This is a genomic window from Dyadobacter sp. CY345 (assembly GCF_021502725.1).
Taxonomy (GTDB): domain Bacteria; phylum Bacteroidota; class Bacteroidia; order Cytophagales; family Spirosomataceae; genus Dyadobacter.
Genome location: NZ_JAKFFS010000001.1, coordinates 669,577 through 689,900, shown reverse-complemented (window position 1 = coordinate 689,900; position 20,324 = coordinate 669,577). Strand labels below are relative to the sequence as shown.

Annotated in this window: 11 protein-coding genes; 3 read left to right on the top strand and 8 right to left on the bottom strand. The window is 41.6% G+C overall.

All coding sequences use genetic code 11. The features are described from left to right. Nucleotides 1-57: 57 nt before the first annotated feature. The 3 genes from L0657_RS02935 to L0657_RS02925 all read right to left on the bottom strand — a co-directional run bounded on the left by L0657_RS02935 (nucleotide 58) and on the right by L0657_RS02925 (nucleotide 3,704). Nucleotides 58-1,368 carry a TolC family protein gene (locus tag L0657_RS02935; protein WP_235148900.1) on the bottom strand — a complete coding sequence of 437 codons (1,311 nt, stop codon included), beginning with the start codon at nucleotides 1,366-1,368 and terminating at the stop codon, nucleotides 58-60. Between the two features lie 36 nt (nucleotides 1,369-1,404). Then, nucleotides 1,405-2,067 carry an ABC transporter ATP-binding protein gene (locus tag L0657_RS02930; RefSeq protein ID WP_235148899.1) on the bottom strand — a complete coding sequence of 221 codons (663 nt, stop codon included), beginning with the start codon at nucleotides 2,065-2,067 and terminating at the stop codon, nucleotides 1,405-1,407. Between the two features lie 215 nt (nucleotides 2,068-2,282). Further along, nucleotides 2,283-3,704 (bottom strand): alkaline phosphatase, encoded by a 1,422-nt coding sequence (locus L0657_RS02925; RefSeq protein ID WP_235148898.1) that lies wholly within the window; start codon nucleotides 3,702-3,704, stop codon nucleotides 2,283-2,285. Between the two features lie 255 nt (nucleotides 3,705-3,959). On the opposite strand from L0657_RS02925, the gene L0657_RS02920 reads away from it, so the two are divergent. Further along, nucleotides 3,960-6,071, top strand: coding sequence for a PQQ-binding-like beta-propeller repeat protein (locus L0657_RS02920; protein WP_235148897.1), 2,112 nt, complete (start codon nucleotides 3,960-3,962; stop codon nucleotides 6,069-6,071). 407 nt (nucleotides 6,072-6,478) lie between these two features. Here L0657_RS02920 and L0657_RS02915 read toward each other — a convergent pair whose 3' ends face one another. Continuing rightward, a complete protein-coding gene (locus tag L0657_RS02915; protein ID WP_235148896.1) occupies nucleotides 6,479-7,225 on the bottom strand; it encodes a DeoR/GlpR family DNA-binding transcription regulator in 747 nt (248 codons plus the stop codon). Between the two features lie 231 nt (nucleotides 7,226-7,456). Between L0657_RS02915 and L0657_RS02910 the strand changes: the two genes are divergently transcribed. Both L0657_RS02910 and L0657_RS02905 read left to right on the top strand, forming a co-directional pair. Then, a complete protein-coding gene (locus L0657_RS02910; protein ID WP_235148895.1) occupies nucleotides 7,457-10,630 on the top strand; it encodes a SusC/RagA family TonB-linked outer membrane protein in 3,174 nt (1,057 codons plus the stop codon). Between the two features lie 23 nt (nucleotides 10,631-10,653). After that, entirely contained in the window at nucleotides 10,654-11,934 is a 1,281-nt protein-coding gene (locus tag L0657_RS02905) for a RagB/SusD family nutrient uptake outer membrane protein (protein ID WP_235148894.1), read from the top strand. 431 nt (nucleotides 11,935-12,365) lie between these two features. Here L0657_RS02905 and L0657_RS02900 read toward each other — a convergent pair whose 3' ends face one another. The 4 genes from L0657_RS02900 to L0657_RS02885 are packed head-to-tail and all read right to left on the bottom strand — an operon-like array spanning nucleotide 12,366 to nucleotide 20,324. Next, the gene (locus L0657_RS02900; RefSeq protein ID WP_235148893.1) at nucleotides 12,366-14,741 is read right to left on the bottom strand and encodes an ABC transporter permease; all 2,376 of its coding nucleotides are present in this window, start codon (nucleotides 14,739-14,741) and stop codon (nucleotides 12,366-12,368) included. Between the two features lie 50 nt (nucleotides 14,742-14,791). Further along, nucleotides 14,792-17,182, bottom strand: coding sequence for an ABC transporter permease (locus tag L0657_RS02895; RefSeq protein WP_235148892.1), 2,391 nt, complete (start codon nucleotides 17,180-17,182; stop codon nucleotides 14,792-14,794). 33 nt (nucleotides 17,183-17,215) lie between these two features. Then, nucleotides 17,216-17,887 carry a hypothetical protein gene (locus L0657_RS02890; RefSeq protein WP_235148891.1) on the bottom strand — a complete coding sequence of 224 codons (672 nt, stop codon included), beginning with the start codon at nucleotides 17,885-17,887 and terminating at the stop codon, nucleotides 17,216-17,218. Nucleotides 17,888-17,897: 10 nt separating this feature from the next. Beyond that, nucleotides 17,898-20,324, bottom strand: coding sequence for an ABC transporter permease (locus L0657_RS02885; RefSeq protein WP_235148890.1), 2,427 nt, complete (start codon nucleotides 20,322-20,324; stop codon nucleotides 17,898-17,900).

The window sequence follows — 20,324 nt, the reverse complement described above, 5'->3', positions numbered from 1 at the left end:
ACTAACTTTCTTAAAGAGGATTAATTCACACAATCCCTGCTGATAATTTTCTTCTGTTTAATAAATTCCTATCCAGGTACCCTGGCGGTAAAATTGCAATAAACGCTGTTTCATCATGTATTCATATCTCGCCTGAATCGCATTCGCCTGGGCTTTTCCAAGATTTGCTTTTGCCAGCGCATATTCAAAAATATTGGCAGTACCGGCATTTAATTTACTTTCAACAACCGCAAAACTTGCAGTCAAAGATTCCGATTGTCCCTGCGCAGCGGCAAAACGGTCTGCTGTACTATTTACATCCAAAACGGCTAATTCAACAGATTGACGTAACATTTGTTTGGCAATGTCAAACTGGTTTTGCGCCTGACGCTCCTGAACTTTTGCAAATTCAACACGCGGCCGGGTAACCCAGCGGCCCATAATCGGAATGTTCAAACCAAGACTTAATGAGCCATTTCTTGTCGCATTCAGCTGATTGAAATAATCAAGGTTACGGTTTGTAGAAGCATAAAATGCACCGATATTGGCACCCAAAGTAAGTGATGGAAAATTGTCTGCTTTAATTGATTTCACCAAATAGGTAAAACTTTTCCTGCTCAATTCCGCAGCCTTTATTTCCGGAAATTGTTTCAAAGCATCCTGATAAACCGCTTCTGCATTTTTCGAATCGGCTGGCATCTCCATTGGATCCAATGCCGCAAAGTCAACCGAATCATCCGGCTCAATATTCATTCTTTGAAATAATGCCAGACGAGCCGTTTTATAATTATTCAAAGCCGTAACCATATCAAATCTGTCGTTGGCCAGCTGCGCCTTGATTTCAAATAACGTGCTTTGCGCCGCCACACCGGCATTCAGCTGCTTTTCAACCCGGTCGACTTGCTGCAAGGACGACTCAACTTGCTGAACGAATGATTCATATAACGCCCTAGTAGCTAGCACATTTACGTAACCCTGCAAGAGAAGAATTGTCTGCGCATTCAAAACAGCCGTACGATTTTCCATCGCAGATTCTTTCAAAAGCTGATTTTGCCGAATCTGATTCTGAATTTTAAATCCCTGAAAAATAGGCATTTGAAAACCTGCGCCGATCGAATTATAGTTATAAAGCTCATCAATATACGCATTGGTATACTGGTCAATACTCCGGCCCAAATTCAAGCTATGATTCGCTCCCAGACTTATCTGAGGGAAAATCTGAGACTTGGTTTGTCTTAATTGTGCCTGAGCCGCCTCTGCCTGAAGATTTCCAGCCCGGTATGTCAAATTGTTTTTTGACAAAAGTTCGACACATTCAGCCAGTGTCAGCACTTTTTGCGCTTGCAATAATCCGGGAAGCAGACAAAGGAATAATAATATTTTTTTCATGGCTAATAGATAATTGATAGAGGACGGTGACTTACCTTATGCGAGCCAGCCATCTTTCAGCCGCACCACACGGTTTCCATATGTCGCGTTGGCTTCCGAATGTGTTACCTGAACAATAGTTACTTTATCTTCCTGATTGAGTTTTTGAAACAATTCCATGATCTCGACCGCTTGTTCGGAGTGGAGATTCCCGGTTGGCTCATCTGCGAAAATGACCTTTGGATTATGAACAATGGCACGTGCAACTCCTACCAACTGTTGCTGTCCGCCAGAAAGCTGATGTGGGAACAGATCCTTTTTTGCCACCATATTAAAACGGTCAAGCAATTCGGCAACGCGGCTTTTCCGCTCAGAACCCGAAACACCTTTGTAAAGCAACGGCGTTTCGATGTTTTCATAAACAGTCAGCTCGTCGATCAGGTGATAGGCCTGAAACACAAATCCAATATGATGTCTGTGCAATTCTGTACGTTTTTTTTCAGTCAGTTTTTGAACCGGCTCATCAAGAAATAAATATTCTCCTTCCGAAGGTTCTTCCAGCAATCCCAGAATGTGCAACAAAGTTGATTTCCCGGATCCTGATGGCCCCATAATGGAGACGAATTCACCTTCCTTAATATTAAGATCAATATGGCGCAACACGTATGTTTTGCCGAAACCAGCCGGATAGTGCTTAGATATTTTTTCTAATTTGATCATTATGAATTTTGGTTTGAGAGTTTTGATTCACAAGAATAAAGACATTTGAACTGTGTTTCTAAACCTCTTTTGTTTATTTAGTTTTCAAAAAGCCTTGCCAGAAATATTTATTTCTGTGAATCAATATGTTACGCAATATTCTAAATAAAAAACCGTCCGAAATCGTACAAAAGTGTACGGTTTCGGACGGTCAGTAATTTCTTGCTAAACGTTTTTTAGATCCTTTGTTTTACCTCAGATACTTCCAGCATAAAATTATGCAGATCGGTATTTTTCACAAACGGTTTCAACCACTCACTTCCCGGACCGAACATTGCCAGCTCTACATAATCTCCGGAGTGGTCCATACCAGCCCAGCCAATCGAAGTATAGGCGGTCTGAATCTGACCCAGTTCTTTGAACGGAAGTTTTTTAGGATTGTAAAGACCTTCCTCATTCAAAACCGTGTAATGTTTCAACAAACTTTCCGCTTCGGCTTGTTTGATCGCATATCCCTGCGCCTCCTCTAATCTTTCAATAACCTGATTAACAGTAGAATTTCTGTTTATTCCATTCAAAACCCAGTCGTTGCTGTGTTTAAAATGGTGTATATAATCGAAATTTTTCTCGGTCATAGATCCGGAAAATAATCCTGGATTGGCATTACCGTGATCCGTCGTAATAATTACAAGCGTTTCCTTATCCTGCTCAGCAAAGTCCATAGCAACTTTAATGGCATCGTCAAAAGCGATCTGATCATATAACAGACCCGCAGAATCGTTGGAATGAGCAGCCCAGTCCACCTTTCCGCCTTCAACCTGCATCACGAAGCCTTTTTTATTTTTCTTTAATTTGTCAATCGCATGTTTCGTCATTTCCGCCAAAGTCGGAACTTGCTCCTGCAATGTTGCATCGCTCTGGTGATCAACTGCGAAGGGCAAGCCATTATCTGCAAAAACACCTAACAAAGGTTTCGTTTCCGAAGCAGAAAGATTGAATAACTCTTTCTTGGTTTTTACAGTCACATAACCTGCTTCATCAAACTTTTTATAAACATCGTCCTTGTCTTTCCGTTTTGCAGGATCGAAATAATCTTGTCCCCCACCCATCATCACGTCGAATTTCAACGGTAGATACTGCAGCGCGATATCATTCTGATCCCCACGTGATTTGTTATTGATACAAAAGCCGGCAGGTGTTGCGTGCGTGATCGGAACAGAAGTTACGCATCCAACGGATTTACCAGCCTCTTTAAATTTTTGTAAAATAGGTTTGTTAAAACTTCCGTCCGGGTTTGCGTTCAACGAGCCATTGTTAACACGAACGCCCCCGCCCCAGGCAGAACTAGATGCCGCTGAATCCGTAACAAAAGAATTTGCAGAAGCGGTATCCATCAAAGCCCGTTTTGCTTTATTATCAAGATACATTTGCATCCAGTGACTCTGACGACCTTCTTTTCTTTGTAACAAAAGGCTGGCCATATTCAAGGTGCCGGTGCTCATACCGTCGCTGACCATGAAAATAATATTTTTGGCCGTTGTACCGCTTTTTCTGATAATTTTCGACTCTTCGGTTCCGGCAAAAACACCAAATGGCGAAAACAACGAACCTGCTACTACCGTGAGGGAGGAATTTCTAAAAAAATCTCTTCTTTTCATTTCAATTTCTGATCTGTTTTAACCGGATTTTACGGTTTTCTATAACTCACAAAATACAGATTCAACTATGAATTGAGGATTAGCTAAATTAGGTATTTAGGTTAAATTTTACCGTTTAATGTAATTAAATTGTAAAAATGTTGAAGTTAAGCGCCCACGACTGCCTAAACCTATCACCCAATAATTTATTTGAATTTTACCATATTTGAGACATTTCACTTAACTTCACTTCCAACATAACACCTGAACTCTTCAATGAAAAAAATATTTATTCCTGCCATTGCACTACTCGCGGCATTTTCTATTTCTGCAAAACTTACATACACAAATAATCAAAAAGCTCCCGATGTTGAATGGCCTGAATATCTCGGCGGCGCTGATAGAAATCATTATTCAACGCTGAATCAGATCAATACGACAAATGTTGGGCAGCTTACAAAAGCCTGGGAATTCCACTCCCTCGATTCCGGACAGGTGCAGTGTAACCCGATTATCATCAAAGGAATATTGTATGGAGTTACGGCTACAAATCAGGTTTTTGCGCTGGATGCCGCAACAGGAAAAGAAAAATGGAGATTTAAAGTTGGAAAAGGTGGCGGATTGAATACAAATCGAGGCGTTACCTATTGGAGCGGCGGAAACGAATCCAGGATTATGTTCGCATACGATTCATGGCTGTATGCACTTGACGCACTAACCGGACAACCCATCAAATCTTTTGGAGAAGATGGCCGCGTCAGTTTGAAAAAAGGATTGGGGCCAACAGCGCAGGATAAATTTGTGATTTCCAATACGCCCGGAGCTTTGTATGGCGATCTGATCGTGATGCCGCTTCGGCTTTCGGAAGGGCCGGATGCCGCGCCGGGAAATGTTCAGGCATTTAATGTGATCACCGGCGAGCTTGCCTGGGCATTTCATACGATCCCTCACCCGGGAGAATTTGGATATAATACCTGGCCAAAAGATGTTTACAAAAATACAGAAGTCGGCGCCGCGAACAACTGGGCAGGCATGGCTATCGATAAGAAACGAGGTATCATTTACGTTCCGACAGGTTCGGCTGGCTTTGATTTTTATGGAGGAAACCGAGCAGGGCAGAACCTATTTGCAAATAGTTTGGTAGCATTAAACGCAAAAACAGGTAAGCGGATCTGGCATTTCCAGTTTGTTCATCACGATATTTGGGACCGAGATATTCCGGCGCCGCCAAATCTTGTAACGATAAAAAAAGACAATAAGATCATCGATGCCGTTGCGCAGGTGACAAAGCTGGGTTACGTTTATGTTTTTGACCGGGTGACGGGAATTCCTGTTTATCCAATTAAAGAAATTCCTGTTCCAAAAAGTGATGTGCCGGGGGAGATTGTCTGGCCAACGCAGCCGATACCCACTTTGCCAGCACCTTATGCCCGACAAACTGTGACCGATACCGATATAAATCCACACGCAGAAAACCGGGATTCTTTATTATCCATACTTCGTAAAGCAAAAAAAGGACTTTATCAACCATTTGGAGAAACACCAACCCTCTTGCTTCCTGGCTTTGACGGAGGAGCGGAATGGGGCGGCGCTGCTGTGGATCCGGACGGAATTATGTATGTTAATGCGAATGAGATGCCATGGCTCGCCAGTCTGAGCCCTACACCAAAAGAAGATGAACTTTCCCATTTGAGTCCCGGTCAACGTGTTTATACCTTAAACTGCGTTGTATGCCACGGACCTGAAAGAAAGGGAAACCCGAAAAGTGGTTATCCGTCTCTTGTTGACATCGGACAGCGCCGCGACCGTGATTTTGTTTCAAAGCTGATAACGAGTGGAAAGGGTATGATGCCTGGTTTCACCAGCATAACCGGAGAAGAAAAGCAGGCGCTGGTAAATTTTCTTTTTGGAGATGAAAAAGTGGAAGTTGCCACCAGTAAAAAAGGAAAAAAAGCACCTGTGGTGCCGTACAAATTCAATGGTTACAATAAATTTCTAGACAGTAAAGGATATCCTGCAATTAGCCCTCCATGGGGTACTTTGACTGCCATTGATCTTAACACCGGAAAACATGTCTGGCAAAAAACGTTGGGAGAATTTAAAGAATTAACGGCGAAGGGAATAGCTCCGACAGGTACGGAAAATTATGGCGGACCGGTTGTTACAGCCGGCGGAGTATTATTTATAGCTGCGACAAAAGATGGTATGTTCCGTGCTTTTGACAAGAAAACGGGCAAGCTTTTATGGCAAACGGAGTTGCCAGCGGCAGGATTCGCAACGCCCAGCACCTATGAAGTTAATGGGAAACAGTTCGTGGTTGTTGCCTGTGGCGGAACAAAATTAGGCACGAAAAAGGGCGATAGTTATGTGGCATTCGCATTGCCTTGATTTAGTTATTAATTGATTTTAATCCCCGAATAGTATTATGTCACCCTTTCAGGGTTTTGATGGACCAATTCATCTTATTAGCTATAATACTTTCATCCCGTTGGGATTTTTTAATCGTGGATTCAGCCAGAATAATTCCGACGAGGTTTTCGGTCAGATCAACTGATCGTGTTTTCTATAATCCTTTAATAACTCCGGGATTTTTTAATCGTGGTTTCAACCGGAACAATCCTGTATTTGATGTAATTTTCGTTGACAATACTAGCGAATTATCAACGAACCCACGTTTGCCAGGAAACAATCCAGAAGGGATGAAAGTATTGTAGAAATTTGAGTAGCCTCAGAACAGACCAGCCCCATCGGGGCGACAATAACTATTATTTAATAATTTTGATATGGACGAAATTTTAAATAATTGTCAACCTTTCGCGCTTGTAAGCTTTCAACGCTCCGCTATCAGCCGCCAATTCCGTTATCAGATAATTTATTTCATCAAGGTCGCAAACTCTTAAGCGCTGAACTGAATCCAGTTTTTCGGAAATGGTCAGTATTGCCGTCTGTTTAGAAGCTTTCATCATCGCGCGTTTCACCTGTACCGTTTCCATATCTGAGTCCGTAATTCCTTCATTGAAACTGATACCGTTTGCACCTAACACGCACAAATCCGCATGAATATCGGCAAAACGACTGATAACCTCTCCCCCTGAACTAATTTGTGAAGTTTTTGCAATGGTCCCGCCGATGAATATAACGGTCGCTTTTGAGTGATCACATAACTGCAAAGCAGTTAACAAACTGACTGTAAAAAAAGTAGCAGTAGTATCCAGAGGAATATGCCGGATCAGTTCGCTGACAGTTGTCCCACCACCAATCACTACAAACATATCGTTTTTGATCAACTGAGATGCTTTTTGAGCAATGACCTGTTTGGCGGAAGAAGCATATGCCTCAACAGTCGGATAATTAAACTGGTATGACTTGGATAATGCACCCCCGTGAACTTTAACAAGTTTACCCGCCTCCGCCAGCTCGTTTAAATCTCTTCGAATCGTATCCTCAGAAACATTCAAAGAAACACTTAGATCGGACGAAAGTGCACGGTTATGCAGGTTTATCTCCTTCATAATAAGCATCTGCCGCTCTTTCTTCATCATGGAGGTCAAAGATTGTATCATATGTATTTTCAGAATAAATTCTACAATTAAAGACATTCGCAGTCTAAAATTTTAAACAAAAGTATATTTTAAAAATTATCTACGGCATTTTAACAAAAATTTATCAAAAAAATTTAAACCACATATTGATAATTGAAAAGCATATGCAGATATTTGTCGAGACCATTGCGTTTTTATGAGCTTTTCTGTCATCCTCTAAAAAAGTCACTTATGAGAAAAAAGATTTATTTACCTATACACTTCCTGCGGTGCGTATCCGCAATGGCAGTGGTACTGTTAATTTCCTTCGAAGCTTTTGCTCAATCCTATGCTATCAAAGGAAAGGTTTCTGACGGAAGCGGCCAGGGTGTACCCGGCGTATCTGTTTTGATTAAAGGCACAGTTGTCGGAACGGTCACGGACGTGGAAGGCACCTATTCCCTAAATTCTGATTTGAAACCTGGAAATTATTCGCTGGATTTTTCATCCATCGGTTATGCTCCGGTAAGTCAGGCAGTGACGCTGGGAAATCAGACTTCGGTAGTTGTTGATGTCACTGTTAAAGAGGCAATCGCGCAGCTGGATGAAGTTGTAGTAACCGGTTCAACCATAAAAACAACACGGAGACAACTTGGTAACGCCATCAATTCTATCAGCTCCAAGGAACTGGCTAACTCAGGATCTGCCAATTTATTTTCTGCGCTGCAAGGAAAAGTCCCAGGTGCACAGATCACGCAAAACTCGGGCGATCCTTCCGGCGGGATGACTATTCGTTTACGCGGTATCAAGTCATTACAAGGAAATTCTGATCCACTGTATGTTATTGATGGGGTCATTTTAAGTAACGCTTCCATCAATGTTTCGCAGTATGCTTTATCTGACCAGGTTGGATCTGCGGTAGTTGGAAGTAACCGTATGTCGGATATCAACCCGGCAGATATTGAATCGATGAATATTATCAACGGTGCGGCTGCGGCGGCTCAATATGGTTCCAGAGCATCCAATGGTGTAGTTTTGATAACAACGAAACGCGGAAAAAGCGGAGCGCCACAGATCAATTTCTCGACAAGTGTAAATGTAAACGAACTTCGTAAGAAATTAAAAATCAGCACTTATGGAAAACAATTCGGATTTGCTTCTCTTAGACTTGGCACGATCACAGGATTAAGCGCGGCACAGATTTCGGCGAATCCAGGTGTAACAACTACGCCGGTTACCCGTGATGGTGTGACGGCAAATCTTGCAACAAATCTTGTGGATGTAAATCGTTATGATTATCAGGATGAGATTTTCAGGACTGGTTACGGAACGGATAACGCGCTTTCGATTAGCGGTGGAAATGAGAAAACGCAATATTATGCTTCGCTTTCGTACATGAAAAATCAGGGTATAATCGAAGGAACCGACTTTCAGCGTTATGGACTTCGTGTTCGTTTGGAACAAAGGCTGGCGAGCTGGGCGAAACTTTCTGCCGGGCTTACTTACAACAATAGTTTTTCAAATGAAAAACCGAACGGAAACGTTTTTTACAGTCCGATCAACTCGATTAATATTACCAACAATATTTACGATATCACACAACGTGATGCACAGGGAAATCTGTTAGGCGTGGAACCGACGCGTGTCAATCCGCTAACTACGATCGAAGAAATGAAATTTACGCAGGCGGTTAACAGGACGGTAAATGATATTCAACTAAATCTGACGCCGCTGAAAGGCCTGAACATTGACTGGGTTTTTGGTATCGACGTATTTTCTCAATTGGGAAAAAACCTGATTCCTCCGTATCCTTATGGAACTTCATCAGGCTTACCGGCTGAACGTTACCCGAAAGGTTTTGCAGCGAATGTGAATGCAAATACTTTCTTGTACAACAACGATATCAACATTTCCTACGAGCGCGAACTTTCACCAGATTTTAAACTGAACGTTGCGGCTGGTACAAGTTATCAAAACAGCAAAACAGACATTTCAGCTTCCAACGGACAAAATCTTGCTCCTTCGTTTGAAACAGTGAACGGAGCGGCGAGCACGACCGTGAAAGCAACCTACGGACTTGATCAGTGGGATTTGTTTGGGGTATTCGGACAGGCAACTTTTGGATACAAAAACCTCGCATTTATTACCGGAGCTGTCAGAAGCGATCGTTCTTCCAAGTTTTCTTCTTCGGAAGCCAATCAGGTTTATCCTAAATTCAGTGCAAGTTTTATCCCTTCCGACTTAGGTTTCTGGGAAGAAAAGGGTATTGGAAAAGTGATCAACTCCGCCAAACTTCGCTACTCCTGGGGGAAATCGGGGAACATGACGGGTATTGGTACTTACGACCGTTTCTGGCAATTTAATTCTGTTCCCTTTCTTGGACAGAACACCATTTTGCCAAGTTCAACACTGGCGAACGAACGCGTAAGACCAGAATTTATGACAGAAAATGAAGGAGGTATTGACTTTACTTTCCTGAAAAATAAACTGACGCTGGGACTTACAGCTTATACTCAAAAAATCACGGATCTGGTTGTGAACCGTGTATTGGCTCCGTCGTCTGGCGGAACGAGCATTATCAACAATGTGGGAGAAATGGAGAACAAAGGTTACGAAGTGAGCCTTGGATATACGCCAATCCAGACAAAAGATCTTACCTGGGATGTCAGTATAATTTATAGCCAGAACCGTAATAAAATCACACAGCTGGGAAGTCCGCTTGTGGCATTGAACTCTGTAACCGGCGCTCCATCCTACCTTGTTCAAGGACAGGCTGCCAGCGTATTTTACGGAACTTTCTTCGCACGTAATGAAGATGGATCTCAATTTTTGACAGCGCAAGGTTTGCCGCAATCTCAAAAAGGTGTGCAGTCGACGACCGATCCGCTTGCCTATACTGCTTCTCCAAAAAATAATGACGGACAATTCTCAACCAATACAACCGTTAGAAAAGTAATTGGAAATCCTAACCCAAAATGGACGGGTTCATTTGTGAGTAATCTGACTTACAAACGCTTCGGATTCCGCTTTTTACTGGATGCTGTTCAGGGTGTTGACGTATTCAATGCGGATCGCCGGACACGTCAGGGCGTTGGAATCGGGGATTATGCTGAAAGAGAATTAACAGGAGAATTGCAGCGCGGTTACGTTTATTCGATTTACAATACGGAGGAATGGAGAATCGATGACGCTTCTTTTGTAAAACTTCGTGAGATCAGCCTTTCTTACACGCTGCCAAATGTGATCAAAAATGTACGTAACATCAACGTTGCACTTTCCGGCCGTAACCTGATATCATGGGACAATTATGACGGCTTTGATCCTGAGACAAACGCAGGTGGTAACAGCGATTTATTACGTGGTGTGGATTTTGGTAATGTACCAATTCCTCGTACTTATCAGGTTAAAATATCGGCTAGTTTCTAATCCCACTCTATTCAATTTTCGACATGAAAAAAACACTTATATATTCAATGCTTGCAGCCGGGATGCTGACGGTTTCTTCCTGCGAACAAAAGGAATTTCTTAACCCAAGTTCAGCTAGCGAAACGCAGGTAGTAACCGATGTCTACGGACTAATTTCTTTGGCCAACGGTTTACAATACCGCTATTCGGCAGGTCCTGCCGGGGTAACTTATTCCATGATTTCTGCAAACGGACTTACAACCAAAGAGCTTTTGGTACTGAATGCAGGAAATACCGATTTGGACTTATTGGGAAAAGGATCTGGAAATGTACAGGGAAATAATGCGATCATTTCGAATTTGTGGGCGCAAAGTCATTTGACAAAATCAAATGCTGACATTATTCTAAAAAATATTGAGGTTGCCGCCGATCCTGCTTTAAGAAGCGGATTAACGGCTTACGCCTCTATTTTTCGTGCATTGTCTTTGGGTGCGTTAGGTGAATTCTGGCAACAGGCACCTATCGGAACTGCGAACAACATTGCCTTCAACACGCGTGAAGAGGTTTTAAAAGAAGCCGTAGCGACATTAGAAACCGCAGCGACAGCCGTTGCTGCAACCGCACCTTCTGCCGATTTCACAACCCGCGTTGCGAACAGCATCGATATGCCCAATACGATTCAGGCTTTAATTGCTCGTTACAGCCTGATGCTGGGTGATTATGATAAATCACTTGCCGCGGCCAACAAGGTTGATCTGACTAAAAAGTCGGCGTTTAACTTTGACGATGTTAGTCAGAATCCGATTTTCTTCAGTTCATTTGGCAACAGAAATGTTACTGAACCTGTGAATACGGCTTTGGGAATGCCTGATGCGCTGAAACCGGAAGCGGGCGACAAACGCGTTAATTTCTACACGCAAACCGCCGCTCCGACAAGAAATCTTGGAACCGGCTTTTTCACTTCCAACACGGCTCAGATTCCGGTCTATCTTCCGGGTGAGATCACATTGATCAAGGCTGAAATATTAGCCAGACAAGGATCAATCGACGCGGCTGTTACTGAGCTTGATAAGGTAAGGACAAAAACGACAGACGTCTGGGGAATCGGAGCGGCATTGCCTGCATATTCAGGTGCGAGAGACGCAACTTCTGTTCTTACCGAAATTTATAAAAACCGGGGAATTGAGTTGTTTATGTCAGGTTTAAAACTTGACGACAGCCGCCGATTCGGCCGTCCGGCATCGGAACGCAATAGAGACTGGTATCCTTATCCAACGAATGAACGCCAGAACAACTCCAGTACTCCGGATGATCCAGCCAATTAAAAGTTAAGTGGTAAGTAAAAAAGGCAGAAGCCGGAATTCTTTTCCGTTTCTGCCTTTTTTTGTTTCTGACTTACGCCAGTTTTGATTTAAGACGGTTTACTAATTTCTTGGACCGTTAAACGCAGGTAATTTTATTTTCATAGCTAATAGATTATGGGTTGTCGTTGGTGGAAATCGTGGTCCAGATAATTATCCGGACCACGATTGAATTACCTAGCAACCTATCCAGTATGATTCGTAAATGAAATCTAATGGACTTCTAAACCTAAAAAACCGATGCCAGGATATAAATATCTGAATTTGAGATTATTAAGATAAATAAATAACAAAAACTGTGCGATATTGAACATTTGTGTTCGGTTTCGCATGCAGAGAAAACCGGTTTGCTAAGATTGACTACAAATAATGAATCCGATATAATATTTTTGCGATCAATTATTTAATGACTTGACGGGGTTCATTGTAGCAGCTTTAATTGCCTGAAAACTAACAGTGAGTATTGCAATAGTTATTGCCATGAATGCCGCAATGACAAATCCCCACCACGGAATTTCGATACGGTAAGCAAAATCCCGAAGCCATTTCTCCATCAGAAACCAGGCGACCGGAATTGCAATTAAAATAGCGTAGAAGACGAGTTTTATAAAATCTATTGAAAGTAATCCAACGATACCACTAGTAGAAGCTCCCATAACCTTCCGGATGCCAACTTCCCGGGTACGTTGGGCGATACTGAATGCAGATAATCCTAACAGACCAAGGCAGGAAATAATGATCGCGAAAGTGGCAAAACATATAAAAAGCTTCCCAAATCGTTCCTCATCGCGATATTGATTGTTGTAGGCCTCATCTGCAAAAAAGTATATTAAGGGCAGATCTGGCATCAGTCCTTTCCAGGAATTTTCAAGTTTGGTAATACTTTCAGGAATATTCTCGCCTGAAATATTCAGGGTCAGGTAAGTAAAAAACCCAGGCGCGACACGCAAGGTCAGCGGTTGAACCTTCTCCTGAAACGAGCGAAAATGAAAATCTTTAATGATGCCGATTACCAATCCGTTAGCGTTTAACTGTGAAAACCTCTTACCCAAAACATCTTTTGGATTTGAAAAACCCAGGCTTTTTACAGCAGTTTCGTTGATAAGAATTGCCTCTTTTAAATCTGTACTGAACGCTTTTAAAAACGACCGGCCGGCTAATATTGAAATTCCATATTGTTTTATAAAATCATAATCAACGAAATAAGTATCAGACTGAAATTCCTGGATCTCATTCGCTGCATTTTCAATTTTTGTCGGAAAAAGATGGTTGGCCCGGCCAGGAATGCTTGAAGAAATACTGGCCGTGGTTACACCGGGAATTCTTGTCAGTTTTTCCTTGATTGACTCCTGATGACTTATTACCTTATCGTCATACTGGAAATCGATTACCAGATTATGATCCTTTTTGAATCCCAGGGCTTGATTTTGCATAAAATGAAGCTGCCGGTAAACCACGATTGTCGCTACGATCAGAATTATTGAAATTGAAAATTGAGTCGTTACCAGCACCTTTCTAAAAGCCACACCTTTTAAGGACGTAACATAACCTCCTTTCAGCGTGCTTACCGGTTGAAAACGTGACAGGAAAAATGCAGGATAGATTCCTGAAAGCAAACCTATAACAATGGCGGCCGTGAAAAGAATAAGGAGATAGTTTAGATTTTCAAAAATCCCAGAATTAATGATTTTGCCAGTCAGATCATTAAAAAATGGAATCAGCAAACTGCAAACCAGCATCGAAGCAAAAAAAGCAGTTATTGTCAGCGAAACCGCTTCAACTAAAAACTGAAAAATAAGTGATTTTCGGGTTGTACCTAAAACTTTCCTCACGCCAATTTCCTTCGCCCGTTGCATTGATAATGCGGTGGTCAGATTGATAAAATTGAAACAGGCAATAAACAGCACGAAAGCGGCAACAAACGAGAAAATATAAATATGGCTCCGGTTTCCGCTAACCGAAGTCCCCGCTTTTGAGCCTCTTGGTTTCCCGTCGAGATATACACTTTTCAAAGGTTCAATCGTCAACGAATAATCACCAAGTTTCTGATCAATATGTGTTTTTACAAAATTCGGTAATTTTGCAGCGAGCTTCGAGGCGTCATAGTTTCTGGGTAAAAGTATATAAGTGTAAAAGAAAAAACGCTTCGAATTTCGCAGCCATTCTTCGCCCAGCGTCGACAAAGAAACCAGCATATCAACTTTGAAATGTGAACTTTGAGGCATGTCTTTCATCACACCAGTTATTTCCGCGCGGTCTTTTCCATTCACCAGCAGCGTTTCTCCGACTGGGTTTTTATTCCCAAAATATTTATGTGCACTCGTTTCTGATAAAACAATCGAATAAGGAGCTTTCAAAATGTTATCAGGGTTACCGCTGATCAGGGGAAAAGTGAAGACAGAAAACAGCGACGAATCAGCATATGCAATTTTTTCATCAGCGTATTGCTCGTTATCTTTTTGAATAATCAAATGGTCAAGAAAAATTCGAGTGGCTGCTTCCACTTCCGGAAAAGCAGACCGCAATGCTGGCGCAATCGGGGCTGTCGTGCTCAGATAATCAATGCCATTTGGCGTTTTCACGTCAGTCACCAAACGGTATATGCGATCGGCATTTTCATGATGACGGTCGTGCCTCAGCTCAAAGGCAACGAACGATAAAGCAAAATAACAGACACTCAAACCAGCAGTCAGCCCGATAAGATTGATCAATGAAAAGCTCTTTTGTTTCCACAGATATCTGAAAGCAGTGATAAAGTAATTCCGAAGCATGATGCTTTCAAATTGTTTAAATAAATGGGAAAATTAATTAGTGGGTGTCTCTATTCAGATTTTAACGACTTCACAGGATTTCTCAAAGCAGCAGAGACAGACCTATAACCGACAGTTACCAATGCAATGAAAAGAGTCACTGCCAAAGCAGCGAGAAAAATCCCTATTCCAAACTCAGCTTTATACTGAAACTCCTGCAACCATCCACGCATCACCCACCAGGCTAACGGGGAAGCAACAACAAAAGCAATCAATAATAACCGCACAAATTCCTTTCCAAAAATCCAGATAATGTTTCCGATGCTCGCGCCCAGCACTTTTCTTACGCCAATTTCTTTCGTTTTTTGAGTGGCCATGAACGAGACCAAACCATATAATCCCAGACAACCAATAAAAATCGCGATGGCGGCAAAAGTCTGGATCAATTGCAGCATAAGGTTATCCAGCTGATAAAACTTAGCAATACGGTCATCCAGAAATTCGGATTTATAAACATATTCCGGGTAAGTATCGCTCCAAAGCTTCTCAATGGATTCCAGTGTCGGTTTTATGCTTTGCGCATTGATGTTCACCGCAAAATTCTGATAATCCTGATAGCGCGAAACAATACCAACAGGCACAATGCTCTGACGGAACGAACTGATATGAAAGTCTTTGACCACACCAACAATTGTCACAAATCGTTTTCCACCATCTACACTAAGCTTTTTACCGATGATATCTTCTAATGATTTTAGTTTCAGCTTTTTAACCATCATCTCATTCACCAGAAATTCCCGTACAGTATCCGACGGAACAATGTTGCGGCCGGCAACAATTTTCAATCCAAATGTCGGAACATATTGGTCATCGGCATATTTCAGATTGATTGAGAACAACTCTTCCTCCTGTCGCGAGTCGAACTTTACTTTGGAATTGTTTTCTGACTCTGATGCCGGACCAGCTAAACAGAATGTCGTGTTTTCCACCCCCGGAAGCTGCGAAATTCTTGATCTCAACGTGCTCATTTTTGAAATGTTATTATCAGGAACAGGCAACATAATGATTGCATCTTTCTTAAAACCAAGATCCGTCTTTTGAGAAAAACGCATCTGGTTTGCGATCACTATTGTCCCAATGATCAGGATTTGTGATATGGCAAACTGCGCCACCACCAGTCCTCTTCTCAGTGTAAAACCTCCGACATTTTTTTGTGAAAGCTTTCCTTTCAAAGCTGCTATTGGCTGAAAACCTGCCAGGATCAAACCAGGATATGAACCAGAACAGAATGTAACGATTAACGCCAGGCCAGCCAAAAATGCCAACAAGGAAATATCTGATAGGACAGAAATAGTCAGTTGCGACTCAAATAGCGTATTGACATAAGGCAAAATGGCGTAACACAGGATCAGGGCGATGCCCACAGCAAAGCCTGTGATAACCGCTGTTTCAGCAATAAATTGCCAGAAAAGCTGCGATTTCCGGCTACCTAAAACCTTTCTCACCCCGATTTCCTTCGATCGGCTCAGGGCCTGGGCAGTGGCAAGATTAATGAAGTTTACACAGGCGGTGACAATTAAGAAAATACCAATGAACGCCAGCGCCCACAGATTTTTCTTTTCCATATAACCTCCCAGCTCCGAATTAAAGTGAATGTCGGACAACGGTTGCAGTTTAAACTGAAAAGTACCTGCATCTTTGGGACTGTAATATTTTTTAGAAATCGCCGGAAGCGCTTTCTCGACAATCTTCTGTGAGATTCCTTCTTTTAATAAGACAAAACATTGTGAGCCGGAATAAACCCCTCCCCAACTATCCCCGGCGAGCCAGGCATTTTCGTCTTTAAGATTTTCATACGAAAGGTAAATTTCCTGCCGACGGTCGGTAATAACAGGAAGATCTTTTAAAATTCCCGTGATCTTATAATTCGTACCATTATTGACCCTGATCGTCTTACCGATGGCGTTCGGCTTCCCGAAATATTTAATCGCAAGTTTTTCTGTAATGATCGCTGAATTCGGGTTTGCCAAAACAGTTTTCTTATCACCTTCCAAAAGAGGAAAATTCATAATGTCAAAAAACCCGGGCTCCGCATAGGCCAACCCCTCTTTCTCTTCAAATTTTAAATTATCTTTTGAATTCGGCAGCGAAATGAGTTGTCGGCCATACGATACAACTCTCGCTGTTTTCTCCGCAAATGCAAAATCATTTCGAAAAGCTTTTCCAAGCGGAGACGGGACACCATTTTCCTGGACAATTGTTTCCTCATGGAATTCTGTGATCAGCCGGTAGATCCTGTCGCTTTTCGCGTGAAAATTATCAAAACTTAAATGATATCGAACAAGCATAAAAATCAGAATAGCGCAGGTTATCCCCAACGCCAATCCGCAAACATTTATGAAGGTATAAGCCTTGCTGCGCTGCAAGTTTCGATATGCGATTTTGAAATAATTTTTCAGCATGACTTTCTAATCATTTGAAGTTTCAGGACACTTTTATTTTTTATTGATTTTGAGATCGGCAAAATCGCCACTTGCTTGATCTCCAACCCAAAATCCGATTTTTCCATTTCCCTGGTTACTCAACTGCCTGACAACCAAACTTGGCTCCTCGGACTGTTCGACAAAAACTTTCACTTCTTTTTTTTCAATCACAATTTTCACATGAAACCACTCATCAGGTTCCGGTACAGGATTTACCGGTTTTTCATATTGGTTCGGATGTTCTTTTCTTAGTTTCGGCCAATCATTTTCCGGTAATGAAATGTATTGAACCGAATGATTTTTCCGCTCTGTCTCAGTCGATTTAAAATTAAATGGCCGGAAATAAATGGCGTCATACCTTTTATCATCATTACCGTGAAAAGCAATACCAACAAAACTTTTCTGCATGACATTTCTGCCTTTCAAATCAAATTCGATTGTTCCTTCTGAAAATGCTATTCCATCCAGCCAGGCGATACCAGCATCCGGCTTTTCATCCAGATGAATGACATTTTTCCTTTTTCCTGATTCTGTTAAAGATGTTGTTCGGTTAAAGGTTTTTATTGACCCGGACTTAAAAAGTTTGGCCAGGTCAGGTTTCAAAATGGTCTGCGCGTGAAGGGCAAATCCGGCATGTAAGAAAATGAGAAGTGATAATTGTTTAACAAAATTTGAATCTTTCATACAATGGTTTTTAATCGGACTTTAAAGATTTAACGGGATTCGCAAGCGCTGCTTTGATCCCCTGAAATACAATGGTAAATAAAGCAATCAAGATGGATATGCCTCCTGCAACAGCGAAAATCCACCAGGAAATATCAATCCGGTAGGCAAAATCGCTTAACCAGATTTTCATGAAATAATAAGTAACCGGACTTGCAATCAGAATTGCGATGATTATCAGCAACAGAAAATCTTTTGACAACAAGGCGATAATACTGGCGACTGAGGCGCCAAGCACTTTTCTGATACCAATTTCCTTGTTACGATTTTCAACCGTAAATGTAGCGAGTCCAAACAAACCGAGACAGGCGATCACAAGTGCCCAGACCGATGCAGTTGTAAAAATCTGGCTGTACTGTTTTTCGGAAGTATATTGTTTATTGAAGTTTTCGTCAACGAAAAAGTATTCGAATGGATTTTCTGCAAAATAGTTTTTATAGATCTTTTCAAGCCTGGCTATTTTTTCCTGCATATTATCCGCAGTCAGACTGATTGTGATATACTGGCTGCTATTTTGAGGGTAAAAAATGATTGGATCAATCGCTTTTTGCAGGCCTGTATGATGGTAATCTTTCACGACACCAATGATTTCAAGAAAACGCTCATCCCATTTGATTTTGGTTTTCAAAGCATCTTCCGCCGACTCAAATCCAAGCTGCTGAATGGCTTTTTCATTCATGATCACCTTTGAGTTTTTATTCCATTCTATGTTGGTTTCCTCCGGCGTAAAATTTCTTCCAGCTTTCAGTTTCAGATCATAAACATTCAGATAACGGTCACCGATGATTGTGAACGCATATGAAGCCAGTTCGTCACCGGCTTTGGAGCCAGGCTGCGTAAATCCGGAGGTATTGAAATTGTAAAAGCTGCCAGGTACACTTCCCGAGAGCGCATAATCTTTTACAAAACTTTGCGAACTGATCTCATTCCAAAACGCAGCTTTACGAACTTTAAATGTACTATCTTTCCCAATCTCCGGTCCGCGGATCACGAGCAGCTGGCTTGTTTTCACCCCCAGATTTTCATTTTGCATAAATTTCAGCTGACTGTAAATCACGATGGTGACCAGCATCAAAGCAATGGAAATACTGAATTGAGAAACAACAAGCGATTTCCTTAAAAAAGCTCCTTGTGAGGTTTTTGTTAATTTCCCTTTCAGGACCTTCACCGGATTAAAATTGGATAGAGCATAAGCCGTGTAAACTCCCGACGCCAGCATTCCGATCAGAAAAACACCCAAACCAATAATCCAAACCGGCGAATATCCCAGAACTTGAAGTGAAAGATTTTTTCCAATCAATTGATTGAAAAAGGGTTGAAGTAAATAGACAAGCAAAATAGCAACGGTGAAACTCAAAAAATTCACCAAAGCTGACTCACCTAAAAATTGACCAACCAGATTCCACGGCGTGGCTCCTATTACCTTTCTTACACCCACTTCACTGGCACGTTTCAGCGAATTTGCTGTGGATAAATTGATATAATTGAACCAGGCAATCAATAAAATCAAAAACGCAATCGCGCCCAGGGTGTAGACATATTTGATATTTCCTGAGGTTTGATAGGTATCACTTAAATTTTCAGCTAAATGAATATTGGCGGCTGGCTGCAAGCGGAATTGAATGCCGTCTTTATCCGTCTGATTTTCCTCCCTGAATCTGGAAAGTTTTTGTTCCAGCGACTTGTAATCTGCTCCTTTATCTAATAAAAGAAAAGTGTTAATATACTGATTGTCATCGCTATTCAAATTCGCCCAGTCATTTCCATTGAGATTTGCCGGATTTTCAAGCGTTTTCAACGAAAATACCATATCCAGATTAATATCCGAATTCTCGGGCGATTCGTAAACACCTTCAACCGAATAGGATAAAGTACCAAACTGATTGGAAAGTGTCAGTACTTTGCCAATCGGATCTGTTTTGCCAAAATATTTATCCGCAATTTTATTTGTAATAAATACGATTTTAGGTTGATTCAGTGATTTTTTATCCCCTTTTAAAACAGGAAAACTGAAAAAGTCGAAGAAATTCCCATCAGCATATCCAATGTTATTTTCCCGGAAAGATTCTGCTTTGTTACCTTCTGTTTTAACAATCCCTTTGGCGATGTCATCTGCAAAACGGCAATAATCCTTAATCTCACTAAAATTCTGTTTCGCCTTTGTTGCCCAGGCAGGTTCCACTTCCGCCCAGGTGTTCCCCTTATTATCCAGATTGATCAGACGGTACATTTCCGGCAGATTCTTATGGAATTGATTTACACTTTTTTCAAAACTTACATATTCAAGAATTAGCAAAAACGCCGCAATGCCCATCGCCAGGCCGGCAATGTTGATAAAGCTGTATACCTTGTTCCGAAACAAATTCCGGAAAGCAATTTTTAAATAATTCCTGATCAT